The following is a 25,771-nucleotide window of genomic DNA, read 5'->3' as shown; positions in this document are numbered from 1 at the left end:
AATACACCTTCCTTGTTTACAAGCTCAACCGTTCCTTATTTTGATATACGTCAAGAGCGGCTTGAACTCCTTCTCCGACATGTAATTTCACTTTATGACGGAGAAGGACAGCTTCTAATGAAGCAAGTGTCAGAAGAACGTTGCGTTGTTGACAACTATATCCCATCGTTCCAATTCTCCAAATCTTCCCGTGAAGCGGTCCAAATGAACTAGCGATTTCAATTCCAAATTCATCTAAAAGCATGGAACGAACGGAGTCTCCATCAACTCCTTCAGGAATGTTTACACACGTCACAGTTGGTAACTTATGTTCAGCATCTCCAAATAAGGATAGTCCCATTGCTTCGATGCCTTTTACCAACGCTCGCTCATTGAGACGGTGACGTTCAAATCTTTCTTCTAATCCTTCTTCAAGGATTAAGCGCAGACCCTCATACAATCCGTATAACATCGTTGTCGCTTCTGTATGATGGTTTAGCCTTGCCGGGCTCCAATAATCTTGAAGCTGACTTAAATCCAAATAATTGCTGCGGATTTTCCGACTATTATTTGCTGAAATCGAATCAGAAACAAGTCCCTTTTCAATGGACTTTCTTTCTTGAAGAATGGCTTCAATCCGATCGTTGTACGTTAATGGAGCCATCCCAGCAGGAACAGATAAACATTTTTGTGTACCAGTAATTAGTCCATCAATGTTCCACTCATCCGTCCGTACATCTGCTCCAGCTACCGTCGCGACTGCATCAACAATTAGCAGCACATCTTGTTCACGACATGCCTTGCCGATTTCTTCTAATGGCTGCATTCGACCTGTTGATGTATCTCCATGAACCATTGCAACCACTTTTGGACGCACCTTTTTCATCTCTTCAATAATGACTTGTGGATCAAAAACACTTCCCCATTCACAATGAATTAAGTGGATTTGAGCCCCGCACCGTTCCGCTATTTCTGTTAACAACCCTCCAAAACGGCCAAATGACGGAATAAGCACTTTATCTCCTTCTTCGATCACACTACACAACATCGCCTCAATCCCAGCTCGTGATGTGCCGTCAACTGGAAAGGCCCAATGATTTTCTGTTTGTAACACTTTTCTTAGCTGAACCATCGTTTCATTCATTAACGAAGTAAAACTTGGATCAAATTGCCCTAAGATCGATGAAGACATCGCCTGAAGAACTCTGGGATCAACCTCCACCGGTCCAGGTGTCATAATGGTTCTCGCTGGTACTTGTAATCTATTTGCTAGCATTATTTCTCCCCCTTAATCAAACGTTTATTTAGCCAACTTTATTAATGCTTGTAACAAAACTTGTGATCCAATGATGCAATCTTCTTTATCTGTCCACTCCTTAGGATTATGGCTAATTCCGTCCTTTGATCGAACAAAAATCATGCCCATGTCCGTAATTTTTGTCATCATGAGTGAATCATGTCCAGCCCCGCATGGAAGCTTCATCGTTGGAACTTTTAGCTCAGCGCATGTTTGTTCTAGAACGTTAATGATTTTTTCTGAACACGTTGCTGGATCAACGGATTTTTTGAAATCGACCTCTACCTGAATGTCTCGTTTCTCACAAATCCATTCTATGGCATCCGTTATTTCTTTGACCATATTGGTTCTTCGTTCCTTATCTCCGTGTCGCAGATCAATCGTAAATACTGCTTTTCCCGGAATGATGTTTACGCCACCTGGTTCCACTTGTGTTCTTCCAACTGTACCGACACCTTCGTAATGACTTGCAATCCGTTCGACTTCAAGCATAATCTCTGCCATAGCCAAAGAGGCATCTTTTCTCATATGCATCGGCGTTGCCCCGGCATGGTCGGGATGACCTGTTAAGGTAACCTCTAACCAAACAGGACCTTGAATATTTGTGACGATCCCTACAGGTAATTCGTTCTCCTCGAGTACTTTTCCTTGTTCTATATGCATTTCTAAATACGCTTTAATCTCCTCAGGCTTTCGAATGGCCTCTTTGTAACAAGTTGGGTCAAATCCTGCTTGTTGCAATGCTTCTGCATATGTAATGCCACTCGCATCTTTTATTTGCAATGTTTGTTCATCTAAATAGCCAGTTAACGCTTTACTGCCAATATACCCACTGCCAAACCGAGTCCCCTCTTCATCTGTAAATGAAATAACTTCAATAGAATGTTTTAACTTTATCCCTGATTCTTTAATAGAACGCACCGCTTCAATTGCTCCCAACACCCCTAAGGCTCCGTCAAATAGACCGCCTTGAATCACGGTGTCAACATGAGATCCAGTCATAATAACAGGAGCAGTCGGATCTGCACCTTCGAATTTCCCAATAATGTTTCCAATTGAATCTACACGCACGTCTAATCCAGACTCTTTCATCACCCTAATCACATATTCTCTAGCCTTTAAATCTTCTAAACTAAGAGCAAGTCTTGTGATGCCTTCTTCTGAATTTGAGCTAGCTCCTATTTCCCCAAGCTCTTTTAGATTCTCCCATAAACGTTGTTGATTAATTTGAATTGTAGCAATCATTTACAACAACTCCTTTCTGTCCAAACAGTATACGTTCCCTTAATTGTTTCATTGTAGAAAATAGAAGAGTATAAGTCATTGTTCAAACCATCTAAAATAATTAGTTATTTTTATTCAAAACAACTAAAAAGACCATTCGTTTTCCACTATCCCAACAGGAGTAATTGATCTATTTACAATTCCGTATGGGAGATAATATTACGAATTAATTATTCTATGTATGTCATAAAAAAGAGAGATCAAAAGGTCTACAATGTCCCCTTTGATCCCTCTTTGTTTTACTTAATTTGATCCTAGAAATTCAGTCGTAAAGATCTCATTCGCATCAAACGCTTCATCTAATAAGCCTAATTCAGCTAATTGATCGATCAGCAATTGCCAGCGTTCTTCAGACATGTAACCAAAGCCATGCTCAGCTGCATCCCCACCATACACAAACTCTGCTTGAGCGTCTGTCTCAAACTCAAGATCTTCAAGAGCAAGATCAGGGTTTGCTTCGTGGATCACTTCGTTTATTTCATAAGGAGACTCTTTATAATACTCCCAACCTTCAACAAACGCATCGACGAAATTTTGAACAGTTTCTTCATTGTTAGCAGCAAAATCTTTTGTCGTAAACAACACAATGTTGTATGGATCGAAACCTGATTCAGAAACTAACACCGTTTCTGTAGCTATCCCTTCTTTGTCTAAGAAGAATGGCTCTGATGTTACGAATGCTTGACTAATAGCATCTAAATCTTCAATGAAATTTACGTGTTGACCTGTGTAACCCATTTCTGTGACACCACTTAAATCATATTTACTTGTCAGAAAATCCCAATAAGGAATTCCTGGTTGAATGTAAGCTGTTCTTCCATTCATATCTTCAAAATCAGAAATGCCTTTTCCTTCATGAAACATTAACGCGGCAGGACTATTTTGCATAGCTGTCGCTAGAGCCACAAGTTCGATTCCTTCATTTCTAGCAAGAACTAATTGATCAGCATGAACCAACCCAAACTGAGCACCACCTGATGCCACGATTTGAATCGATGATACTTGAGGACCACCTGCTTCAATCGCTACTTCTAAGTTATGTTCAGCAAAAATTCCTTGCTCGCGTGCCGCATATACGCCCCCATGCTGACTTTTTGGAAACCAGTTTAACACTAACTTTACATCTTCGGTTTCAGCCGTCGGAGCTTCTGCCTCTGGACTTTCAGCTTCTGAGCTTTCTCCACCTGATTCTTGGCCACCGCATGCAGCAAGAATCAACATCACCAACAGTGCAATGAACCCTAGTTTTGCTTTGTACATTTTTTTCAAAGTACCCATAATCGATCCCCTTCCAATTACCTCTATTTTATAAAATCATTGGTACTAAATTAACTTCCTCGGTACGTACTGTAGCCACCAGGAGAAAGTAAGAGAGGAACATGGTAATGCTCTGTCTCATTAGCAATGACAAATCGAATCGGGACAACTTCTAGAAATGGAAGATGTTCCTTCTCATCCTTCATTCTGTAATAATCGCCTACATGAAACTCTAGCTGAAAAGTCCCTTTTTTCATCTCTTCTGCTTGAAGCAAAGGCACATCAACTCTACCATCTGAATTGGTCGTACATTCTCCCAGTTTCACAAGCTGTTGATCTTCTTTCACCTCTAAGAGGGAGATTTTCACTTTTGCAGCCGGTTTCCCAACACTAATATCTAAAACATGAGTGGTTAGTTTCCCCTTTTGTTCAATTAAATCCAGCAGTCGAAACTTTGCTATTTTACTCACTTGCTGTAAGGCCGTTTCAAGTTCCTTTTCATAGCTGTTGTGAATACGTGATTTCATATTTTGTTTGATTTCTTCTTTCCCAAACCCTTTGACTGCCATAATAAAGGGAAATCCGAACTTTTCGGTATATTCTTTATTTATGATCGAAAATTCTTCAAACTCTTCTTCAGATAATTGACTTAACCCAGCATTTTTCTGTTCATCTCTTGATGAATTGGTCACTTCTAATCGTGTGCCTAAATCCGGATGCGCCCGTAACAATGATAGTTTCAAAGATAAACTAGCTTCATTTACTTGTTCAATCATACTGCTGTACATATTTTCAAAAGTTTGAAACGGATGGTTACTCCACGAATGTTCTGCTACCCACGGTGAATGCTCAAAAACAGCACCGACAATTTCAATAAATTGCGAACGTTCCATCTCATTTACTTGATCCATTGTCCATTTCATTTCATCACCTGCTTTTTTCTTTAACTTCTAATCTAGTAACTAGTGTTGCTAACTTATTAGCCATATCATAAATTTTTCTAGATGACGAGTCATTGGTCGATACAAACAAAAGTTATCGATAATTTTGTTCAAAAGATCCAAGCAAATAAACATTTGCTCGCTTATTTCTAACTAAAACTTACGAAACATAAATGTTTTGAAAACTTATTCTTCAACCCTTTTAATTGCATTGGCCTAACCGTAAGTGCATGGTTAGACTAAGCGTTTATTTGTTAGAAAACATGACTAGTAACTTTATACCTACAGCAAGAGTTTCTTTTACCTTTCTTCCTGTTTCTCACCTTCCAATTATTTTCTACGTACATCTCGTCTTTCTTTTTATTTTGTACGAAATAACTAACTTGTTGATTATTTTTGTCAGAAAATCTAACGAAAAAGTTTCAGAATTCTTCGTTTTCTTGTACATTGTTCACAATAAGGTATTTAGGTAAGGAGGTACAATGATGAGGTTAGTCGATATATTAGATTTGCCGACTTTTCAAGAGGCTACGATCGTAGCCGGAGAGGAAGGCATAATGAATACGGTCCAATCCGTGAACCTTATGGATGCTCCTGATATCATTGATTATTTAAATGGTGAGCAGCTTTTGTTAACGACAGCATACTCGATTAAAAACAATCCGAACGCACTCATTGAATTGGTCACCCAAATGGCCAACCAAGGCTGCGCAGGACTCGGATTAAAAACAAAGCGGTTCATTGATGTCATTCCAGCTGAGGTCATCGAAACAGCGAACGCTATGAATTTCCCGATTATTGAGATTCCATTAAATTATTCTTTAGGAGAGATGTTAAACGAGGCACTAGGCTGTATTTTAAAAGAGAGAACACATGAATTAAATTACGCTTTAAATATCCATCGTGAATTTACCGATATTGTTGTTTCAGGTGGAGGGTTCTCAAACATCATTGAAAGCCTTGCTACCATCTTGAATCTTCCGGTTATACTCTTAAACTATCGATTAGACATCATGGCTTATTCACATGACATCGATAAAGATGTATTCTTTGATATTTACTGGTATATTCACGAAAAAATTCACCATGAAAACTTAGATACGTATAAAGTGTTGACCTTGCCACGTGAAGATGAAAAAAGCGGATTTACTGAAGTTTCTATTTATCCAATAAATACTACGAATCAGCAAAAAGGCTATATCATTATTTTCGGAACAACCTTATCCAATGAATCTTCCTTTACCTTAGCTGTCGAGCAGGCAGCCAATGTCATTTCCTTTGAATTCATGAAACTTCATGCCTTAGAGCAGCATTCGAGAAGATTAAAAAATGAATTCTTTTCTGATCTTGTAGAAGGTGTGATTCCTAGTGAAGAGGAGATCATAAACCGTGGAAAAACGTATCAATTAAATAAGTCGCTACAATACATTTGTATTACTAGTAAAATGGATGACTCTTCGGATTTGTACCAAGATTCACACCCCCTCCAAACGGAAAAGGAAATTAGCTTACGGAGAGACCGCATTTACGAATTTATAGAATCGCTCTTAACGAAGCAATATGAAAATTGTATCGTTTTTACAAAAGGCGATCTTTTTACAACGTTAATTGGATTTGATTTTTATAATGATGATATGGAAAAGAAGGTTATGGACTCGATTCTGGACCTTCAGTCTGATTTGTATCAAGCTATTGATTCCTCGATGTCGTTTGGAATTAGCAATTATACAGAGAGCATTACGGACATTCCTACAGCGTTTCAGGAAGCTGTAGATGCACTTAGAGCTGGTTACCGCGAAAACAAAAAAAGGTTTATTAAAACATACCGCATTAAAGAGCTTGCTGAAATCTTTAAAACGATTCCATCACAGAAGTTAAAAGAGTTTTATCGTTCTACTTTACGAGAGCTGGCTTATCCAAAGGATAAAGAAAAAGAAGATCTCGTCCAAACTCTTTCCGTTTTTCTAAATCATAACTGTCAAATTTCTGAGACGGCGAAAATTATGTTTATCCATCGAAACACCGTTATTTACCGAATCAAAAAATGCGAAGAAATTTTAGGGATCGAAATAAAAGGGTCAGATGAAACACTCACATTACGAATCGCCTTATTCATCCGCTCTTTTTTTAATAATAAGATTGAGAGACAAGTACTTTAATTGTACAAAAAAGACGTTAGGTAAAAAAATCGTTCGGACTTGAATAGGAGCTTCGATCTCGCTCCCGGGATGGGGGGCACGCTTTCCGCAGGCGGGCGTTGAACTAACCGGCTACGCCGGTGGATTTCAACCTGCCCTCTCCTTCTGCAGGAGTCGGCCCCCCATCCCGTCCGCTTTGCTGAGAGGAAAGATAGAATTTTCCTACTCTTCAACAATCAAAAGAAAATAGGAGAAAAATAGTGTAAAATGCCCTTGAGAAACAAAACTCAAAGGCATTTTGTCTAAAGTCTGTCATTTTATTTTATATTTTTATGTATGACTTAAGTATAGGCCAATCTAATGATATCAAATGATGAAACAAGAACACTCAGTTCATCTATGGGAATTTATGAACTGGTTGTCCCTAAAGAATCACATTACATTTTGTTATTATCGTTATTTTTACTGTTATTGCATAGACTAGTTTGATAAAAGAGTTTTCATAGCTCTTATCATGCTAATTAACAAAGGATCCCTCTATACTAGCGAAGTGTATGTCCGGAGCGGTGGTTTAGAGCGAGTTTCGAATCTTTATAATTACTTATTAATCTTAAGATAGACTCACTAGGCGTGTTCCTTTTTAATCTTTACAAAATATACACATGTAAATTAAGTACATTTAAGAATAAAAGAGGAACCCTAGCAGGGGAATGGCACGGAGACTCCTGCGGGACCAGTGACCAACGTGTGAGACCCCGCAGTGCGCCAGCACGAGGAGGCTCACCGGGCACCCGCGGAAAGCGGAGTGTCATTCCCCTGCGGCTGGTTACCCATTGGTCCTTGTAAGAAAATACCTATTTCTCAAGGCTAGTAAGGTGCATCCTTTTATGTTTCAACCACTTTTTCAAGCGCTCGTTCATAGTCCTCTCTTGTATCAATATCAAAAAGAATGTTTTCATCATTTACATGAACGAACTCCCGTCTAACAGATTCCATTATGTTTTTGCCACCAGAGTCACCTGTTAAGGATGAAAAATCCATCTCTTTTACATTGCCCCAAAAGACTGGATGACCTGGTTTCTGATCAAACATCGGACGGATGACAAATGGATCAGCACTCTCTCCCGCTTTCCTATAACCTAAATCAATCATAGCATTAACAGTTTCCGCACAAATAAATGGTTGGTCTCCTAGAAAGAAAACAGCATGTTTTACTTTTGAACTGATCGAATGAACCGCCGTTAGAAACGACGTACTTTGCCCTTCTTGGTAGTTCGAATTATAAAGAATCGTAACTCGATCTGAATCATAGTGAAGTTCCTTTTCGATGGCATGCGCCTCATGACCAAGTACGACCAAAATGGATTGAAAAGGATGATGGGACACATTGTCAATAACATGCTGCAGCAGCGGCCTCTCTCCTATTTGAAGCAATTGCTTAGCCTCTCCCATTCTGCTAGACGTCCCTGCTGCTAAAATGACCGCACATCCATTTTTTTCTACCATTGAATTCTCCCTCCTTATACCAAAAAGGGACGACCCGATTAGGATTGACCCTGAACTTCTCTTTCTTGAACCTGTGCTCTTTTACGCTTTTTGTTTAATACACGCTTTTGATTTCGTACTTTTATGAGCTCTCCTAAGATGCTTATACTAATTTCTTCGGCACCTTCAGCATCGATATTCATTCCAATAGGCGAATGCACCCATTTTGGAACAGATTCAGACTGCAATAAACGCTCTGTTCGCCTTCTTGGCCCTAAAATTCCTAAATAACGCGGAGGGCGTTGGAGGAAAGCAGAAAGGATGAGTTGGTCCCTTGTAAAACTATGAGTCATAATTAAGACATAAGCATTTGCCATTGTTTCGTTTCGTTTTAAAAACGTTTCCGGATGTTCTTGAATAAGGCGGTGAGCATTAGGAAAAAATTGATTGTTGCAGCGTGCTTCTCTCGGATCAATAACAATTGGCAAAAAATCAAATTCCGCTAACCTTTTGACAACCGGTTCAACATCAGCACCCGCTCCAAAAATATAGACCATATCTTTCGCTTCATGCAATTCAAATAAATATTGAGCATTCGTCTCGAAATTAAGTTGATATTCAAAAAGTCGTTGCTGTTGATAAAATTGTTGAACGTCCTTATGAAAGGAAACATCGGTATGAAGCACTTCTCCTATTTCCAATCCTCCTGTTGTAAAAAAACACCTCGGTCCAATCTCTCCTCCTGAAAACTTACGAACAGAGATCACATCATTTCCTTGACCAAAGGTTTCCAAGACGGCACTCCAAACCGTTTCATCCCATGAAAATGGTTCAAGCAAAACGGTAATTTTACCGTTACAACCAGCACCTTGCCCCCAATCCAAATCGTCTTCTGATCGCAAATCGTATGTGGCCGTTTCAGCCTTTTCACTTTTCATGACGTCTTTAGCCCGAATGCGCAAATCATCTTCCAAGCACCCTCCACTAATCATGCCATACTGACTTCCCTTTTCTAGAAAAAGCATTTTAGCTCCTTCATGGCGGTAGGCTGACCCTTGCACCTGAATAACCGTTGCTAAAACAGACGTCTGTTCTGGGTATTGCTTCAGAATGGACAAAAAGTTGTAAAGCTCCTTCATCACCGTCACCCCTTAATCGTTTTCAGAAGCCGTTAACCTCCGTAACACTCGGTAAATTCCACCATACCCTGTGCAACGGCACAAGTTTCCAGATAGACCTTCTTTTAACTGTTCAAACGTTGCATTAGGTTTTTCTTGTAGTAAGGCTTTAATGGATACAATCATTCCTGGTGTACAATACCCACATTGAAACCCACCTTCCTCTAAGAAAGCTTGTTGAATTGGATCGATGTTTCCTTCGCTAATTCCTTCAATTGTCACAACATCTTTTCCCTCGCATTGGTAAGCCATAGTTAGACAGGAGTTTTGCTGCTTTCCATCGACCAACACCATGCAAGCACCACATCGACCAATCTCACAAGACACCTTTGTACCTGTTAAATCTAAATCCGTTCTAATGATATCGATTAAACGTCTTGAGGGATCAACAGTAAGGTGAACAGAATCTCCATTTAAACGAAAAGAAAGCTGATAATCCAAGCTTTTGTCAGGCTTTATCGGATTGGTTTTTTGACTCATCTCTTCCCCTCCTAGTACCTCATCTACTTCTGAACAAGAAAAGGTGTTTTTTGTAATTGCTCGGGTTTAACTGGCAACTGGGTTACCCACACCCCTGTTGCCTCTTTAATGGCCGAAACGATCGCCGGTGCCAACGCAACAGACCCTACTTCTCCAACACCACGCGGTCCAAATTGATCTCCTTCAGGTAATTCCTCAATCGCCTGAACATGATGTTCTTCTGGTACGTCGAGAATGGTTGGAATTAAGTACGTGTCTAGATTTTTTGTTACGTAAGAGCTCTCACTCATTACGGCATCTTCTGTGAGAGCGAAACCCAGAGCCATGACACTTCCACCTTCAATTTGCCCGACATATCCCATTGGATTGACCACTGGCCCAGCTGCCACAGCATGATCGATTTGAATAACGTTCACCATTCCCGTTAATTCATTAACCTCAACCTCTGCAATGACAGATGTATTTGTATACAAATAATGTCCGCCCATAAACGGGTCAGGCGACACTGGAAAATGAAAGTCTGTTGATTGCTCTAGTTTTTCTACACCACTTTTTGCAATCTCTTTATAAGAAATAACCATTTCTTCCTTTTCTGCATTCTTGACCCAAACGCCGTTAGGGCCTGTATACAACTGATCTTTTTGGTGCCCCGTTAATTCATGTACTTTTGCAAATAAAGAATCTAAGAAAGGACCTTTTAGACGGTTCAGGGCTTGCCAAACCATATTGGTAGTTCGAGACGCTGTTGATGATCCACTTGGAGGAACAAGATCCGTGTCCCCAATGATGATGCTCAAATCTTCCTTGGAACATTGAAAATGGTCCTGAAGCATAATCTCCAATGTTCCGATTAACCCTTGACCAAACTCTTCGTGTCCAAAAGCAACCTCAATTTTGCCTTGTTTGTTTAAACGAATTAACCCACCGGCATGATCTGGAATGCCATACCCTAATCCTGATCCATGCATAGCAAGCGCTACTCCAATACCACGTTTTAACCATGGCTGACTTTGTTCACTTTTTGCTTCCCTCTTTGCCCAAAGAGGTGATTGTTGGATTGCTTCCCACACTTGCTCAGGACCATTTGTCGGAACGACTCTTTGGCCAATCGGACCTAAGTCATCAGGTTTTCGTAAGTTTTTCTTCCGCAATTCCCAAGGGTCCATTTGCAGCTTTTCTGCTAATCGGTCTAGTTGGCCCTCTAACGCAAAAATAACTTGATTTCCTCCAAACCCACGAAATTCTCCTGAAATCCCATTGTTCGTAAAAACGGCTTTTCCTTTTACATCCACATGGCTGATGATGTACGGGCCAACAGCATGTTCAGAAGCAAAATTTAAAACAGGACCTCCGAGCGTTGAATACGCCCCTGTATCAGATAAAATATTCACTTGGTGAGCAACGAGGTCTCCTTTGGCATTTACTCCTGTTTTCATCGTTACTTTCATCGGATGTCTTTTCAATCCCGCTTTCACCGATTCCCACCGTGAGTAATGCATTTTGACCGGTTGGCCACAAACCAATGCGAGCAGTGCTCCGTACGGCTGCACATTTAACTCATCTTTCCCTCCAAATGAACCGCCAATTGGACTAGAAATCACCCGAATCTCTTCTTCCTTGCAATTTAGAATTCTAGCAAGCTGCATACGATCTTTATAGCCATGCTGAGTAGGAGCATACACGGTCAATCTTCCGTCTTCATTCGGAACAAAAATGCCTCCCTCTGTTTCGAGGTACGTATGCATTTGCCTTGGTGTTTCATACGTTTCTTCTATTATGAACTCACAATCTTTGAATCCTTCTTCAATATCACCATGAGAATAATCGGTTTGATGTAGAATATTCCCAGGCTGATGCAAAGCTGGTGCATCAGGGAGCAAAGCTTTTTCCGGACTATCCAACGTTTCCAATGGCTCATAACTCACTTTGATTAAATTTAGCGCCTTTTCTGCAATTTCCTCTGTTATCGCAGCTACAGCCGCAATCGCATCGCCCTCAAACCGAACAAGATCTTCACAAAAAACCGGCTGGTCAGGTGTACTGATTCCAAACCCATTTAACCCAGGTATGTCCTCATGCGTGATGACCGCTAACACTCCTGGATATTCAAGCACCAATGACGTATCAATCGAAAGAATCTTTGCATGTGGCAAGGTACTTCGAAACACTCGACCATGAATCATATCGGGAAAGGTAATGTCGGTTAAATACTTCAAACCTCCAGTTACCTTCTCTTCTCCATCTGGTCTTACCCTCCACCGATCTCCACTAGAATGACGATCGAGCCACATATGAAACACCTTCCTTTCCATCACAACATTGCATTAATTCACTTACAATTAGATTGGCTACCATTATTTTTTTGTAATTTTCAGACGAAAAAGCGTCTGACGATGCCCTGTATTCATTTACAATTATCGGGTAAATTTCCTGAAATAATGATTCAGATGGTGCCTTCCCTATTAGCTCTGTTTCCGATGAAGCTAAACGTAAAGGAATCGGTCCCCCGCCAGCTGCAAGAGTGATATTTTCAAATAAGCCATCCTCAGATAACGTCCCTTTCCCAGCTACTGTAGCAACCGCTGCTGTGAACGTTTCTCTTCTACCGACTTTTGTAAAAAAAGAGAAGTCACCTTCCTGACTTTCCGCAATTTCTATAACTATATCAACTAAAATACGCTGATCTCTTTTAAACTGATTTGTCTGCAATGCTTGTAGCCACTGTTCCAACGACTCCGTTTCTATTTCTGTTCCATTAAACCAGCGCAATGTCGTATTATAAATGAGAAAAACAGGAATCGTATCACCCGCAGCTGTATAAACATTGCCGCCTATGGTAGCTAAGTTCCTAATAGACGGGGCAGCAATTTTTTTACAAGCCTCCACTAAAGGGGCAACGTATTTTTGCAGAATAGGATGATTTATACAAGTAGCTAATGTTACTTGTGAACCAATTACGATTTCTCTTCTCCCGAATGAAAGAGCCTCCTTTACTTCAGTCAGTTCAGAAATACGCTCTAAGCTAATCAGATTCGCTGGCATTTCCCGTAAATCTGCTTCCCATTGTGTCCGCAACCATGTTCCGCCCGATACAAAACAATAATCCTCTGTACCTTGATTGAACTGAAGTTCCCATGCTTCCTTTAGATCCGTTGGTTGCCAAATCGTTTTCGTTTCAATCAAACTCTTCACCTCTTTCACTCAGACGTTCATGTATGTTAATGGCCCTAATTATAATTATCATAAAGATCTTTCTTGTGATGGTCTTTATACACATTAACTAAAAACTATCTATACATTTGTTAAGAAGAAACAAATATAAGCTTTCAGTATACTCAATTAACTACCTTGAGCAACCTGTGACATAGTATGGCAGTTGTTAGATTGTTTAACTAATTTTTTTCAGACAGTACTGATTATTTTAGTTATTACCTCTATTCCATTTTGAAACATTTAACCAACTTTCACAGTTAGTTAGTCAGATTTCCTTACGTGTTTTTCTACTTTCAAAAAACATTTTATAAAACACCTATAGATAAAACAGTTCTTCTCGAGATTCTTACATATTTCCATAGATTATCTTGTCTATTTATGTAATAATTTCTGTAGCAACCTACAAAAAGTAACTTTGATCACACTTTAAGTAAAAGCTGATCCACAACTTTAGTACAGGAAAAAGATCATTAATTAGCAGAAAGAAGGGAAACGGTTGAAACAACTATTTAAAGCCAAAAAGCCTACTACGAAACAAAGCAAATTATTATCTTTAATGGAGAGAGAGTTGGAGAATGTTTTCATCGATATTCCGAGCTCGAGTACGTTGACTACTCAAATCGAGATGATTGACTTAACAACGGAAGATCTTGCCATTATTAGAAACTTTCAACCTTATATAAAAAGTCAGATCACTGAAATAGTATCTAACTTTTATAAAAACTTAGCAAAAGAACCTTCTCTTATGCAGATTATTAATGATCATAGTACGATTGAGCGATTAAAAGGAACGTTACACACGCACATTTCCGAGTTATTCAATGGTCAAATTGATGAGAAATTTATCCAACAACGAAACATCATCGCCCATGTTCACGTTCGCATAGGATTGCAGCCGAAGTGGTATATGTGTGCGTTTCAAGATTTACTTTCTTCAATTTCATCTATTGTGGACGAACAGACAAGCACGAAGGAAGAATATAAAAAGATTACAAATGCCGTTACGAAAATCTTAAACCTTGAACAACAATTGGTTTTGGAAGCATACGAGCTAGAAAACGAGCGAATACGAAATGAAGTAAATAAGCAAAAGAATCTTCTACGAGATGAAGTGAGTAAAAGTGCGGGAGAATTAGCTGCCGTTAGCGAGGAAACTAGTTCATCTTTACAAGAAATGACTGCCAAAACCACTGAAATTACGAAGTTAACAGAGCAAAGCTCGAACATTGCGATTTCAACAGAGTCTAAATCGCAAGAAGGCAAAAAGCGATTGAATAGTCTTGAAAACATAATGGTTAGCACACAAACAAACATGAAAAAAATATCTAGTGAAATGGAACAGCTTATTGTAACATCTAAGAAAATTGAGCAAATTTCTCAAATCGTTACAAGCATTGCCGATCAAACAAACTTATTAGCCTTAAATGCTTCGATTGAAGCGGCTCGCGCTGGGGAACAAGGAAAAGGGTTTGCCGTTGTTGCTGGGGAAGTTCGTAAGCTAGCTGAAAACACAAAAGAAACGGTATCAGAAGTATCTAATCTAGTAAACGAGATCAACCGATATACAATGACGATGTCTAATTCGATTGCTGAGAACAATCAATCGATTGAAAGAGGAACGACTGAATCGACTGAAACAAATCGTTTCTTTGATGATATTCTAAGTTCAATGGAGCAGATGAAACAACAAAATATGAAAATATCAGATGAAATGAAAACATTAGCTGACATTTTCAACGAAATCAATCAAGCCGCTGAACACGTGGCCGTCTCATCTGACAACTTAACGAATATCACGCACTCTTTATAACATTTCAGCCAGCTCAAGGGTTCACATCCCTGAGCTGGTCTTTTCATTTGGGTTACCTGTTCAACCCCATAGTCGTTCCATTGCGCTGCAGCCACTCGCTTTCCGCGGGGAGGTGGTGAGCCTCCTCGGCTGTGCCTGCGGGGTCTCACCCCTACCTCTATTTCCCGCAGGAGTCGAGTGGCTTCCGCTTCATTACACTAAGAGGGTAACCTTTTTTTCAGTTCAACCTTCAGAAAAAATAGCTTTTTTATTGTTGGCAGTTCTTGCAATAAAATGTTTTGCGAGATGAGATTTCGTCTTTGATTATCGTTTGGCCACATCGATCGCATGGTTCTCCTTCTCTGTCGTATACAAAGCAATGATCATTATAGCCGCCGGTTACGGTATCTCCTTTGAATATAGGAAGGTCGATGTAGCCCCCGTATTGAATCCCTCTTTTTAATACAGCCAGTATGCTTCTATATAGATTTTCTTTTTCTTGGTGCGCTAGTTCATTGGTCTGTCGGGTTGGCAGTAGCTGAGCATGGTAGCAAATTTCATCCGAATACAAATTGCCAATACCAGCGATAAACTTTTGGTTTACGAGAGTCGTTTTCAAGGCACCACGCTTTTTTTCCATTAATTCAAGAAAAGCAGCTAATGTAAAAGCTGGTTCTAATGGTTCCGGACCTAATTCACGAAACGTTTCAGCCAATTGCTCTTCTGTGAGCAAATGTAAGTATCCAAGGCGTAACCCTATAAACAACAGCTTTCTTTCTCCAAATGAGAGAATGACTTGTTTAGTTCTCTCAAGATCCTCCCCCGCTTCTGCTACATGCATTAACCCACCTAGCATGAGGTGAACGAGTAAACTCTTTCCCGTACTCAATTTAAAAATCACATACTTCGCACGACGCTCTACTCCGGTGATCGACGCTCCTTGTACCTCTTTTACAAATTGCTCAACGGGTACATTAATCGTTTTTTCTCTTGTCACTTCAACAGCTGTAATCGTCTGACCTGTCACTCTTTCAGCAAGCTTCGTTCGATATGTCTCCATTTCCGGCAACTCCGGCATACGATTCAACCACCTTCTTGTATCTTTTCATTCGTTTTTTATCATTAGACTGTTTTTCACTTTGTTATTTCTAGGGTGGACGTGTTCTTCCCGTGTTCGTTCCATTGCGCTGCAGTCACTCGCTTTCCGCGGGGAGGTGTCGAGCCTCCTCGGCTCCGCCTGTGGGGTCTCGACCCTACCTCTATTTCCCGCAGGAGTCGAGTGACTTCCGCTCCATTTCACTATGAGAGTAACCTTTATTTATAGCAATAAACTTATTAAAAAGAGCCTTATACTAAGAGAGCCTTATTAGACATAGCAGACAAAATCCACATAGACCCCTGTGGGCTTACTCTATTTCTCCTAGTTCCTTTTTATCGGTGAAGAGTACGAATTTCTCTTTCCTCTCAACAAAGCTCCCTTTCATGTCCGAAGTAAACGAGCATTTTTTCAGTGAACCATAAAGCCTCACCAGCCATCCGAAGAAAGCGAAGTGTATTCAGTCTGCGGTCATAGTTCAATAAAACAGGGTTGCAACCCAGTAATAGTAAGGAATTCCGATGACTAAATTAAATGGCAGTGTGAGACCAAGGCTGATCCTAAATAGATACCTGAGTTTGCTTCTGGTATCGCTTGGTCAATGGCTGCAGGTGCAGCAATGTAGGAAGCACTACCGGTTAAAACCGCTAAAATAAACGAACCACCTAGTGACAACCCAATCATCTGCCCTGTCAAAATCCCAATCGTCCCCCCAATAATAGGAACAAGAAACGCAAACAAAAAGGAAATCAACTTTATATTCTTCATCTGCTGTATACTCTGTGTCGCAATCATACCCATATGCAACAAGAAGATACAAAGAATTCCATAAAACAAGTCGCCAAAGAGCGGTCGAATTAGCAACAAGCCATCTTCATGGGCAACAAAGCCAATAAAGATCCCACCTAGCAACAAAAAGATGCTCTTCCCGAAAAATGCTTCTTTAACGACATGCCCAATGCTTGCATTCGGATTTTGCTGTTCGGTTCCTTGCTTTTGCAAATAAAGCTTGTACATGATAATCGCTAAAATAATCGCTGGTCCTTCCATAATCACCAAAATAGCTGACATATACGCTTCATAGAAAACGTCAATTTTGTCCAAAAAGGCCATCCCAGCAATAAACGTAACCGCACTAACAGAGCCATAATGCGCAGAAACGGCCCAAGAATCTACGACAGAATAAGCAAAAAGTTTATGAACAAACAAAAACGTAATATATAGCATGAGGATGCTCAATATTACAGCTGCTATGATTGTCGGTATCATTTCTACTAAAGAAACATGCCTTAGTTCGACTCCGCCTTTAATGCCAATAGTAAACAAAATAATCATCGTGTAGCCGGAGTAAAACGCATTTGGTACTTTTAAGTCAGAGTTCACAATCACGGCTATAATTCCTATTAAGAAAAATAAGATCATCGGTGAAAGCAGATTCGAATATGCGATCTCAATCATTTGATTCAAGAAACCACCTCATTCACTTTAACTAAACGTTTAATTAACTCTAGTTTGCTTTAACTAAACGTTTGATTAACTCTGTTTAGCTTTCACATTTGATAGCATAATATGTGGCATTGTCATCCAAAAAAGCAGAGATCTCTTTGATCTCTGCTTTCATAAAAACTTATGCCACTACGCTTTTTTCAATTTGTTTTAGGTGATAAAAGTACCCTTCATTGTTCATCAATTGCTCAAACGAGCCCGTTTCAATCACTTTGCCGTTTTCCATCACAATGATCTGATCCATGTTTTCAAGACCCGCCAGGCGATGACTTACAAGAATGACCGTATCGTCTTTCGCTTCTTTAAATAGAGCTTCGTATAAACGCTGTTCTGTCCAAGCATCAAGAGAGGATGTTGGTTCATCAAGAAGCCAAAGATGACCTTTTTTGGCGATCGCCCGTGCCATCGCCAGTCTCTGCTTTTCTCCACCGGATAAGTTCTGCCCTCTTTCAAGCACTTGATCCTCTAATGAAAAGTGACTTAGCTGAACCCGTTCTAATAACTGAATTAGATCCTCATCTGTATACTGATCATTTGTTAACAAGAGGTTATCCTTAATCGTTCCATAAAAAAAGTGATTTTCTTGCAAAACAACCTTAGTCATCTCCCAAACTTGTTCTTGGTGCAACTCATTTATGGAGACGCCGTTTACAAATAGATCTCCTGTTGATTCATACTGCTTTAATAGAAGCTTCAACAATGTTGACTTCCCTGATCCACTTGGACCAACAATCGCCGTTTTAGATCCAGAAGGAATTTTCACTTGAACATCAGTTAGTGTATTTCGAATCGCTTCAGGAAAGGCAAACGTAATCCCATTTGCTTCAATAGACGGTACTGATTTGGAAACATTTGTTAACTTAGTTTCTTCTATTTTTTCTTGGTCAGCCTCTTTGTTCACAGAATACAACCTGCTTGCTGCTCTTTCACTTTCATCATAATGAATCGGAAAAAGCGCCATCGGAACGGCATGTTCAAACAGAATAAAACTAATCATAATTAGCATCGCTAAAAAAATGCCATCTAACTGTCCATTTGAAACAGCTAAAGCTCCAATTACGATCACCAACCAAGAGATAAGCAATGTAACAGCAGAGTTAATCGACTGATACGATACAGACTGCAAGCCTTCCCGTTCTTGTTCCTTTATATATCGCTCAGATGCCGCAACGAGTTGATGATGCTTTTCTCTTTGTTTTTGATGAATCGTTAACTCACGAAATCCATAAAACCACTCCGCCGTTTCTGTTGATAAAACCGAACGTTCTTCCAACACCCGACTGCTTACTTTTCGTTGTTTTTTCGCAAACCATGCTGGAATCAAAACCCCTGTTAATAACAGTCCGAGCAAAAAAACAAGCACAATCGAGAATGAATAAAAGGAAACGAACAAAATCGTACTTAAAAAGACAAGCGCCATCACAATCGGTGGATAAAATACGCGAAGAAAGAAGTTTTGCAAGCTTTCTACATCGCCGACAATCCGTGCAAGAAGATCACCGCTGCGATATTTTTGAAAAAGAGTCGGACCAAGCTTTTCTAGTTTTTCATAAAAATGAACACGCAAATCACTGAGCATTGTGAATGTTGCTCGATGAGAATAATAGCGCTCCCCGTAGCGACTAAGAGCCCGAATAAAACTGCCGATTTTCACGACTGCCACCATAGCAATCAACACATATAATGGCGGTTCAAGAGCAGCTTGCGAAATCAAATACCCATTTGCTGCAAACAACCCAACAGCCGCAATCCCTGCAATAAAACCAAACAAGATTGAAAGGACGACATCTCTCTTTTGCTGAAACATCGTTTTCATAACTGACTGTAGCTCTCTCACTGCTCTTTTCCACCTCCATGTAAACGAAATAAATCTCGATAGCTAGATGATGTTTGTACTAGTTGTTCATGCGTTCCTTCTGCTAGTAACGTACCTTGCTCAATAAATAAGATGTGATCAGCTTTTTTGATCGTTTGCACACGATGAGCAACCGTCATGACAAGCGACGTTTTCATTAATTGGTTTATCGAATCATGAAGAAGCTGTTCCGTCTCTAAATCAAGTCCCGTTGTTGGTTCATCAAATAAAATAATCGATGGGTTCTTTAAAAAGGCTCGCGCAAGAGCAATACGCTGCTTCTCTCCACCAGATAGTCCTCGACCACCTTCGCCAATGTATGTTTCGTACCCATTTGGCAACGTGTCAATTAAATCCGATATTCTAGCAAGGCGAGCCGCTTTCTTGATTTCTTCTTTCGTTGCAACCACTCCAAGAGTGATGTTTTCTTCAATCGTTCCGGCAAATAAATACGGATGTTGCGTAATATAGGAAACGTGTTGGAACCAGTCTTTTTCACGATAATCAAAAAGCGGTTTGCCATTGACCATCACATTTCCTGACGATGGAGATAAAAGTCCCGACATCACATTTAATAACGTCGTCTTTCCAGATCCACTTTTCCCAACAATCGCAACTTGGCCCGTTGACGGGAGAGTAACATTAATCCCATTAAGTTCAAAGCCGGTATCATACTGAAAGCCAATTTGCTTTAACTGAATGGTTGTCGGGGTATGAAGAGGCTCCTTCCCCCAAACTATTGTATTCTCTTCTTTTTTCAGTTCTTGTTCTATTTTTTCGGCAGCACCTGAACTACTTCTTCCTGAATGAAAGGCACTTCCTAGTTCTTTCATTGAATTAAAAAACTCTGGAACGAGTAACAAAATCAGAAAAGCCGTAAAGAAATCAATTTGCTGGAAAACGACTAACCGTAAGCCCAGTTCTAGAGCCACCAACCCAATTGCTAACATTGAAATAAATTCAAGCATTAACGAAGATGTAAACGCCACTTTTAAAATGTCCATTGTCGCGTCACGGAAATCGAGGCTGCTTTTTCGAATCAGTTGTTTGTACTCAGTCGAGCGACGGTACAGCTTTAAGCTTTCAAGCCCTTGAACGGTATCAAGGAAACGGCCCGAAAACTCATTCAAACGATCCAACTTTTCCTCTGATTTCTTTTGTGTCATTCCACCAACAATCGCCATAAATAAAGGAATAAACGGGGCTGTCACAATAATGATCAACCCCGAATACACATGCTGAGTAAAAATAACGATTAAAATCATAAGCGGAACAATCGTCGTTACGATCCGCTGTGGAACATATTTGCTAAAAAAGCTATCTATTTCATCTACAGCATCTAACAGCACACTCATTTTCGATCCAATTTGTCCATTTGAGGTACCAATCAACGTGCGGCTACCAAATACGTCTAGTAACTTCTTTCTGTAATTCGCTTTAACGTTTGCGGCCAATTGAACCCCGATCTTGCCACTTGTATAAGACAAGAAGGCCCGAATTAAGAGAACAAAAAATAAAAGAATCAGAAAAGGCATCACTTGATCAAACGTTTGATTAGCCAAAAACAGACCATCGACAATCGACACAATGAAATACGCTTGTGCGATGACAATCAGTCCTAGAACAACAGCGACAGCGTAAAGCGCGTAAGAACGTCCTTTCTCAGCAGATGCTAGCTTCTGAAGTGTCTTCATCGCTAATCCTCAAACTTCGTGCTTTTATTGGCAACGAAAAAGGAAACGACAAGTGCCAGTACCGCAACAAGAACAGGTGCATAAAACAGTAAAAAATTGTGCATGTGTATTTCCTCCTTACTTGCCTTTTTTAATATAAGGCTTATTCATAATAAATAACTTAAACACAAGATAAAGTGATGGAATTAAGAGCATCAACCCTAACACAAAGACGATAATTAACGCATACGCCATCGTTTGATTTGTAAAGCTGTCGTAAATCGTTAAATACGGATAAAGCAAGTACGGATAACGTGATACACCATACGCATAAAAAGCAATTGCAAATTGCAAGACGACGAAGATGAACGACCAACCATAGCGTTTTGTTTTTAACAGCCATAAGCTTACAACAAAACAAGCAAATGATAAGGCAAACAACCACCATAGAGCCAGAAGTCCTTCAAAATGAGCTGGGTTGTGCCATTTCATCTCGATAATGATACCTAACGCCGTAAACATCGTCGGAAAGCTCCAGATCCATGTATACTTTTTAAATAGTTTCAATGCATCCCAATCTTCTGCAACCGAAGAATAGTATGCTAAAAAGCTAGCTGAAATAAACAGAACACTAACAAGGCTAAGAGCGACGATCGACCATGCAAATGGACTTGTTAAAAGGGCCATATAATCAAGATCAATCCGGCCTGATGCGGTCTCCACTATAAACCCACCTTGTGACACAATAAGGGCTGTGGAAAGGGATGCTGGTATTAACACACCGGTCACCCCATACATCAACGTATAACCAAAGTGCCCTTTCGTTCCATACGTACTAAACGCATAATAGCTCCCGCGAAGTACGAGTAAAATGATTGATATACTAATCGGAATTAACAGCACCGTCCCAAAGTAATAAGCTGTTTGCGGGAAAAACCCAATCATCCCGACAAAGAAAAAGACAAGAAACACGTTCGTAATCTCCCAAACTGGAGACAAATATCGTTGAATAACCGTGTTTACGATATGATGTTTTTTCGTAATAATCGTTGATGCATTAAAGAACCCGGCTCCAAAGTCAATCGATGCGACGATCACATAGCCAAAAAGGAACAACCATAACACTGAAATTCCAAGTACTTCTATGCTCATTTCGCCACACTCCTTTGTTCATCGGAAAGCTTCTCAAGCTCTTTCTCGACTGGATTTCGTTTAAACATCCGAGTTAATACAACTACCGTACCAATCAGGAGAATCATATATAAGAAAGCGAACGCGATAAACATCGCCCAAACATATGGAGAATCGGTTGCTCCTTCTGCTGTACTCATAAAGCCACGCATAATCCAAGGCTGACGACCCACTTCAGTGAACCACCACCCAGCCTCAATCGCAATCATCGCAAGCGGACCTGAGGCAACTAGTAGAATTCTAAATAACTTTGTCTTAATAACGGACCAACCGCGCCATAGAGCAATCCAATAAAACAATGAAAATACCGTTAACCAAATCCCGATCGTCACCATAATGTCAAAGAAATAATGAATCACTAATGGTGGATGATATTCCTCTGGAATATCATTCAAACCCGTTACTTCCCCAAATGGGTTACTATGCACAAGAATACTAAGTGCATAAGGAATTCGAATTGCATATTTCACTTCATTTGTTTCTGTTAACACTCCGTATAAAACAAGAGGGGCTTCACCTTCTGTTTCAAAATGCCACTCAGCAGCAGCTAGTTTTTCAGGTTGATATTCTGCTAGAAACTTTCCAGATAGATCCCCAACTAATGCCGTAGCAATCGAGAAAATAAGGGCAACCTTCATCGTTAGTGCCAACGCTTTTCTGTGGTACTCATGACGATTGCCTTTTAATAAGTGATACGCAGCAATCGACGCTAACACGAACGCTGTTGTCATATAAGCAGACGTTAACACATGAGCCACTTTCGTTGGCGTTGCTGGGTTAAACATGGCAACAAGCGGCTGGATGTTTGTTAAAACCCCATCCACTAACGTAAACCCTTGCGGCGTATTCATAAACGCATTGACGGTCGTAATGAAAAACGCCGACATTCCTGAACCTAACACAACAGGAATCAACAAGTAAAAATGACGCCACGGGTTTTTGAACCGATCCCACGTATACAAATAAATACCAAGAAAAATCGCCTCAAAGAAAAACGCGAACGTCTCCATAAACAATGGAAGCGCGACAAGCTGTCCCGCAAATTCCATAAAACGCGGCCATAATAGCGCTAATTGCAAAGCAATCGCGGTACCTGTAACAACCCCAACGGCCACAGTAATGACGTACCCGCGTGTCCAACGCTTCGCAAGCAAAATATAATGCTCATCGTTTCGCTTTAATCCAAGCCAATGAGCAATGGTTATCATAATCGGAACACCAACACCGAGTGTCGCAAAAATCACATGGACAGACAATGTTAGCATCGTTAAATATCGACTAAATTCAACTGAATCCATCTTTCTTCCTCCTCTTCATGTTTCCAATGTGAAGATAGTGACATTGTATAACGAAAAAGTATGTGAAATACATCACATTTTAAACGATTTCGTTACGAAAGAGTGATGAAATTATGACATTTCAATCTAGCAATAAAAGTAAGCGTCTTAGAGTTTCTTCAATGACAGAAAAGGACCTGAAGCTTTATTACGCTTCAGGTCCTTTTCCTTTATTTTCAAAACCCGATCTTCTCCAAATACAAACCATGTGCATCGGCAAAACCAGCTAAACTTCGATCCTTTGACTCCAAGATGCTTTGAATTTCTTCCAGCTTTCTTTCACCTAAGCCAACTTGTATTAACGTCCCGACCATTTTCCGGACCATGTTATAAAGGAACCCGTTCCCACGAACACGTATGTTTACAAATCCAGCGTCTTCCTCAATCTGAATAGTATCAATGTGGCGTACGGTTGTTTTCTTTTTCGACTTCGCATTCGAAAAAGCTGTAAAATCATGTTCTCCAACAAAATAACTCGCCGCTTCTCTCACTTTAGCAAGGTCTAGCTTCTCTGCCACATGTAAACTATGTTTTCTCATAAATGGGTTTGGATAGCTCTCATTCCAAATCTTATACACATACGTTTTTTCTTTTGCATTGAAACGAGCATGAAAACGTTCATGAACAGCTGTAACAGCTGTCACGCTTATGTCTTGCGGCAAATAGCGATTTAAATATTGATGGATTTCAGACTCTGTCATTTCTCCAGCAAGCTTTACATTGGCTACTTGTTCAAGGGCATGAACCCCTGCATCCGTTCTACTAGAACCAATAATCTCAATCGTTTTTCCCGTCATTTCTGATAAAACGTTTTCTATTTTTCCTTGTATGGTATTGTCTGTATCGCCTAGACGCTGCCATCCTTTGTAACGGGCACCGTCATATTGAATCGTTAATTTGTAATTATTCATTGTGTTCTCCTTCAATTCTTACATCGCTACCCTAGTATCGCCCTTTTTTAGGACCTAGTATTCATGCTGTGCTTCTTTCGCCCATTTAATGTTTTCGTTATGTTTTAACAGCATAAACAAGACAATAAAGAAGGCTGCTACGACTGCTATTCGTTCCTCATAGCCGATATATTGATAGGGAACCATTAAAACGGCAGCCACTCCAGCTACGACGATATACTTTTTGAAAACTAGCCCTAATATCCACAACACGCCAATAATAAGCAACGCAATCGGTTCTGTCGCTAGGAATATTCCTAAACTAGTTGCAATTCCTTTGCCACCTGTGAAATGTAAAAAAATTGATTTTAGATTTCCGATGATTACACAAAGTGCAATAAGCATTGTTTGTCCACCATTAAAATATTGTGACGCAAACATGACCATGAAGAAAGCCTTTCCCACATCTCCAAGTAACACAACAAACGCCAGTTTCTTCCCTAAGTTCAAGTAAACATTGCTTGCTCCTATATTTTTTGTTCCTACCGACTGTATGTCTACACCTTTAAGTTTAGCTACTAGTTTCCCAGTAGGAATCGCTCCAATTAAATACGCTAATACGCAGAACATCAGAAATATCATCATGTCTTTTCCTCTTTTCCAATATTCATTCTATGACTTTAGTATAAACGAATAATTTCAACTCGGATATATGAAAAATGAAACATGAAAGACTTGCCAGTGTTTACTAGCTCTTATTACATTCATATTAGTAAAAAAGAGAATAAAAAGAGACACCGTATCTAGTACCGATGTCTCTCCTATTCTTATAATAAATCAGAAGCATATTTATTTAACTGCTTGCTCATCTTCTCAATCTCGTCAATAAACGAAGCAATCTCTTGAGTAGAAGCCGCTTGGTCGTTTCCAACTTCGACTACTTTCTCGATGGAAGCTGAAATTTCATCCATTGATTTTTGGATATTCGTTAATGTCGTCCGAATTTTCTCTGTCGATGATACGGTTTCATTTGATAATTTACGAATTTCCTCAGCAACAACTCCAAAACCTCTTCCCATAGTCCCAGCTCGAGCAGCCTCAATGGACGCATTTATGCCAAGTAAATTCGTTTGATCAGCAATTCGCTTAATAAATTTTAAGACCTCATCTGTATCATTTACA

General features: G+C 39.9%; 21 protein-coding genes and 1 pseudogene. 2 read left to right on the top strand and 20 right to left on the bottom strand.

The window, feature by feature from the left end; genetic code table 11:
* Positions 1 to 16 precede the first annotated feature (16 nt).
* The 5 genes and pseudogenes from JCM9140_RS09430 to uraD all read right to left on the bottom strand — a co-directional run.
* Positions 17 to 1,255 (bottom strand): pyridoxal-phosphate-dependent aminotransferase family protein, encoded by a 1,239-nt coding sequence (locus JCM9140_RS09430; RefSeq protein ID WP_156314842.1) that lies wholly within the window; start codon positions 1,253 to 1,255, stop codon positions 17 to 19.
* Positions 1,256 to 1,279: 24 nt separating this feature from the next.
* Positions 1,280 to 2,521, bottom strand: a complete 1,242-nt coding sequence (locus JCM9140_RS09425) for a Zn-dependent hydrolase (protein ID WP_034745327.1) — start codon at positions 2,519 to 2,521, stop codon at positions 1,280 to 1,282.
* A gap of 282 nt (positions 2,522 to 2,803) precedes the next feature.
* Complete coding sequence (locus tag JCM9140_RS09420) at positions 2,804 to 3,838, bottom strand: ABC transporter substrate-binding protein (protein ID WP_052002165.1); 1,035 nt, start codon at positions 3,836 to 3,838, stop codon at positions 2,804 to 2,806.
* A 50-nt stretch (positions 3,839 to 3,888) separates the two neighbouring features.
* Positions 3,889 to 4,251 carry a hydroxyisourate hydrolase gene (uraH, locus tag JCM9140_RS24450; RefSeq protein ID WP_235715317.1) on the bottom strand — a complete coding sequence of 121 codons (363 nt, stop codon included), beginning with the start codon at positions 4,249 to 4,251 and terminating at the stop codon, positions 3,889 to 3,891.
* 15 nt (positions 4,252 to 4,266) lie between these two features.
* Positions 4,267 to 4,710, bottom strand: a pseudogene (uraD, locus tag JCM9140_RS24170) (2-oxo-4-hydroxy-4-carboxy-5-ureidoimidazoline decarboxylase); the annotation flags it as partial.
* A 533-nt stretch (positions 4,711 to 5,243) separates the two neighbouring features.
* Here uraD and JCM9140_RS09410 point away from each other — a divergent pair.
* Positions 5,244 to 6,917, top strand: coding sequence for a PucR family transcriptional regulator (locus tag JCM9140_RS09410; RefSeq protein ID WP_052002164.1), 1,674 nt, complete (start codon positions 5,244 to 5,246; stop codon positions 6,915 to 6,917).
* Positions 6,918 to 7,781: 864 nt separating this feature from the next.
* Here JCM9140_RS09410 and JCM9140_RS09405 read toward each other — a convergent pair.
* The 5 genes from JCM9140_RS09405 to JCM9140_RS09385 are packed head-to-tail and all read right to left on the bottom strand — an operon-like array spanning position 7,782 to position 13,222.
* Positions 7,782 to 8,402 (bottom strand): nucleotidyltransferase family protein, encoded by a 621-nt coding sequence (locus JCM9140_RS09405; protein WP_034745323.1) that lies wholly within the window; start codon positions 8,400 to 8,402, stop codon positions 7,782 to 7,784.
* A gap of 38 nt (positions 8,403 to 8,440) precedes the next feature.
* Positions 8,441 to 9,520: an XdhC family protein gene (locus JCM9140_RS09400; RefSeq protein WP_034745321.1), complete on the bottom strand. Its 1,080-nt coding sequence runs from the start codon at positions 9,518 to 9,520 to the stop codon at positions 8,441 to 8,443.
* A 12-nt stretch (positions 9,521 to 9,532) separates the two neighbouring features.
* On the bottom strand, positions 9,533 to 10,039 hold the full coding sequence (gene pucE / locus JCM9140_RS09395; protein WP_034745319.1) for a xanthine dehydrogenase subunit E: 507 nt from the start codon (positions 10,037 to 10,039) through the stop codon (positions 9,533 to 9,535).
* A gap of 23 nt (positions 10,040 to 10,062) precedes the next feature.
* Positions 10,063 to 12,330 (bottom strand): xanthine dehydrogenase subunit D, encoded by a 2,268-nt coding sequence (gene pucD, locus JCM9140_RS09390; protein WP_034745317.1) that lies wholly within the window; start codon positions 12,328 to 12,330, stop codon positions 10,063 to 10,065.
* Positions 12,308 to 13,222 (bottom strand): FAD binding domain-containing protein, encoded by a 915-nt coding sequence (locus tag JCM9140_RS09385; RefSeq protein ID WP_034745315.1) that lies wholly within the window; start codon positions 13,220 to 13,222, stop codon positions 12,308 to 12,310. The genes pucD and JCM9140_RS09385 overlap by 23 nt, the downstream gene beginning before the upstream one ends.
* Positions 13,223 to 13,748: 526 nt before the next feature.
* Here JCM9140_RS09385 and JCM9140_RS09380 point away from each other — a divergent pair.
* Positions 13,749 to 15,062: a globin-coupled sensor protein gene (locus JCM9140_RS09380; protein ID WP_034745313.1), complete on the top strand. Its 1,314-nt coding sequence runs from the start codon at positions 13,749 to 13,751 to the stop codon at positions 15,060 to 15,062.
* A gap of 247 nt (positions 15,063 to 15,309) precedes the next feature.
* On the opposite strand, the gene mutM is transcribed toward JCM9140_RS09380, so the two are convergent.
* The 10 genes from mutM to JCM9140_RS09335 all read right to left on the bottom strand — a co-directional run.
* Positions 15,310 to 16,119: a bifunctional DNA-formamidopyrimidine glycosylase/DNA-(apurinic or apyrimidinic site) lyase gene (gene mutM / locus JCM9140_RS09375; RefSeq protein WP_034745311.1), complete on the bottom strand. Its 810-nt coding sequence runs from the start codon at positions 16,117 to 16,119 to the stop codon at positions 15,310 to 15,312.
* A 543-nt stretch (positions 16,120 to 16,662) separates the two neighbouring features.
* Positions 16,663 to 17,595 carry a sodium-dependent bicarbonate transport family permease gene (locus JCM9140_RS09370; protein WP_369384414.1) on the bottom strand — a complete coding sequence of 311 codons (933 nt, stop codon included), beginning with the start codon at positions 17,593 to 17,595 and terminating at the stop codon, positions 16,663 to 16,665.
* A 169-nt stretch (positions 17,596 to 17,764) separates the two neighbouring features.
* The gene (gene cydC / locus JCM9140_RS09365) at positions 17,765 to 19,480 is read right to left on the bottom strand and encodes a thiol reductant ABC exporter subunit CydC (RefSeq protein ID WP_034745310.1); all 1,716 of its coding nucleotides are present in this window, start codon (positions 19,478 to 19,480) and stop codon (positions 17,765 to 17,767) included.
* On the bottom strand, positions 19,477 to 21,192 hold the full coding sequence (gene cydD / locus JCM9140_RS09360) for a thiol reductant ABC exporter subunit CydD (protein ID WP_034745308.1): 1,716 nt from the start codon (positions 21,190 to 21,192) through the stop codon (positions 19,477 to 19,479). The genes cydC and cydD overlap by 4 nt, the downstream gene beginning before the upstream one ends.
* Before the next feature lie 2 nt (positions 21,193 to 21,194).
* A complete protein-coding gene (gene cydS, locus JCM9140_RS25395) occupies positions 21,195 to 21,296 on the bottom strand; it encodes a cytochrome bd oxidase small subunit CydS family protein (protein WP_439644286.1) in 102 nt (33 codons plus the stop codon).
* Positions 21,297 to 21,309: 13 nt separating this feature from the next.
* Complete coding sequence (locus JCM9140_RS09355; RefSeq protein ID WP_034745306.1) at positions 21,310 to 22,323, bottom strand: cytochrome d ubiquinol oxidase subunit II; 1,014 nt, start codon at positions 22,321 to 22,323, stop codon at positions 21,310 to 21,312.
* Positions 22,320 to 23,660, bottom strand: a complete 1,341-nt coding sequence (locus JCM9140_RS09350) for a cytochrome ubiquinol oxidase subunit I (protein ID WP_034745304.1) — start codon at positions 23,658 to 23,660, stop codon at positions 22,320 to 22,322. The genes JCM9140_RS09355 and JCM9140_RS09350 overlap by 4 nt, the downstream gene beginning before the upstream one ends.
* A 215-nt stretch (positions 23,661 to 23,875) precedes the next feature.
* Entirely contained in the window at positions 23,876 to 24,610 is a 735-nt protein-coding gene (gene truA / locus JCM9140_RS09345; RefSeq protein ID WP_034745302.1) for a tRNA pseudouridine(38-40) synthase TruA, read from the bottom strand.
* Positions 24,611 to 24,664: 54 nt separating this feature from the next.
* On the bottom strand, positions 24,665 to 25,234 hold the full coding sequence (locus JCM9140_RS09340; RefSeq protein ID WP_052002163.1) for a glycerol-3-phosphate acyltransferase: 570 nt from the start codon (positions 25,232 to 25,234) through the stop codon (positions 24,665 to 24,667).
* Positions 25,235 to 25,416: 182 nt separating this feature from the next.
* On the bottom strand, positions 25,417 to 25,771 hold a 355-nt coding region (locus tag JCM9140_RS09335), incomplete at its 5' end, for a methyl-accepting chemotaxis protein (protein ID WP_034745301.1).

It is taken from the genome of Halalkalibacter wakoensis JCM 9140 (genome assembly GCF_000513095.1).
Classification (GTDB): Bacteria; Bacillota; Bacilli; order Bacillales; family Bacillaceae_D; genus Halalkalibacter; species Halalkalibacter wakoensis.
The sequence above is the reverse complement of the archived record's forward strand: the minus strand, read 5'-3'. Positions and strand labels throughout refer to the sequence as shown.

Bases quoted from the DNA above. Each gene is read 5' to 3' on its own strand.
- JCM9140_RS09430 (WP_156314842.1), bottom strand. From the start codon at position 1,255: ATGCTAGCAAATAGATTACAAGTACCAGCGAGAACCATTATGACACCT.
- JCM9140_RS09425 (WP_034745327.1), bottom strand. From the start codon at position 2,521: ATGATTGCTACAATTCAAATTAATCAACAACGTTTATGGGAGAATCTA.
- JCM9140_RS09420 (WP_052002165.1), bottom strand. From the start codon at position 3,838: ATGGGTACTTTGAAAAAAATGTACAAAGCAAAACTAGGGTTCATTGCA.
- JCM9140_RS09410 (WP_052002164.1), top strand. From the start codon at position 5,244: ATGAGGTTAGTCGATATATTAGATTTGCCGACTTTTCAAGAGGCTACG.
- JCM9140_RS09405 (WP_034745323.1), bottom strand. From the start codon at position 8,402: ATGGTAGAAAAAAATGGATGTGCGGTCATTTTAGCAGCAGGGACGTCT.
- JCM9140_RS09400 (WP_034745321.1), bottom strand. From the start codon at position 9,520: ATGAAGGAGCTTTACAACTTTTTGTCCATTCTGAAGCAATACCCAGAA.
- pucE (WP_034745319.1), bottom strand. From the start codon at position 10,039: ATGAGTCAAAAAACCAATCCGATAAAGCCTGACAAAAGCTTGGATTAT.
- pucD (WP_034745317.1), bottom strand. From the start codon at position 12,330: ATGTGGCTCGATCGTCATTCTAGTGGAGATCGGTGGAGGGTAAGACCA.
- mutM (WP_034745311.1), bottom strand. From the start codon at position 16,119: ATGCCGGAGTTGCCGGAAATGGAGACATATCGAACGAAGCTTGCTGAA.
- JCM9140_RS09370 (WP_369384414.1), bottom strand. From the start codon at position 17,595: ATGATTGAGATCGCATATTCGAATCTGCTTTCACCGATGATCTTATTT.
- cydD (WP_034745308.1), bottom strand. From the start codon at position 21,192: ATGAAGACACTTCAGAAGCTAGCATCTGCTGAGAAAGGACGTTCTTAC.
- cydS (WP_439644286.1), bottom strand. From the start codon at position 21,296: ATGCACAATTTTTTACTGTTTTATGCACCTGTTCTTGTTGCGGTACTG.
- JCM9140_RS09355 (WP_034745306.1), bottom strand. From the start codon at position 22,323: ATGAGCATAGAAGTACTTGGAATTTCAGTGTTATGGTTGTTCCTTTTT.
- JCM9140_RS09350 (WP_034745304.1), bottom strand. From the start codon at position 23,660: ATGGATTCAGTTGAATTTAGTCGATATTTAACGATGCTAACATTGTCT.
- truA (WP_034745302.1), bottom strand. From the start codon at position 24,610: ATGAATAATTACAAATTAACGATTCAATATGACGGTGCCCGTTACAAA.
- JCM9140_RS09340 (WP_052002163.1), bottom strand. From the start codon at position 25,234: ATGATGATATTTCTGATGTTCTGCGTATTAGCGTATTTAATTGGAGCG.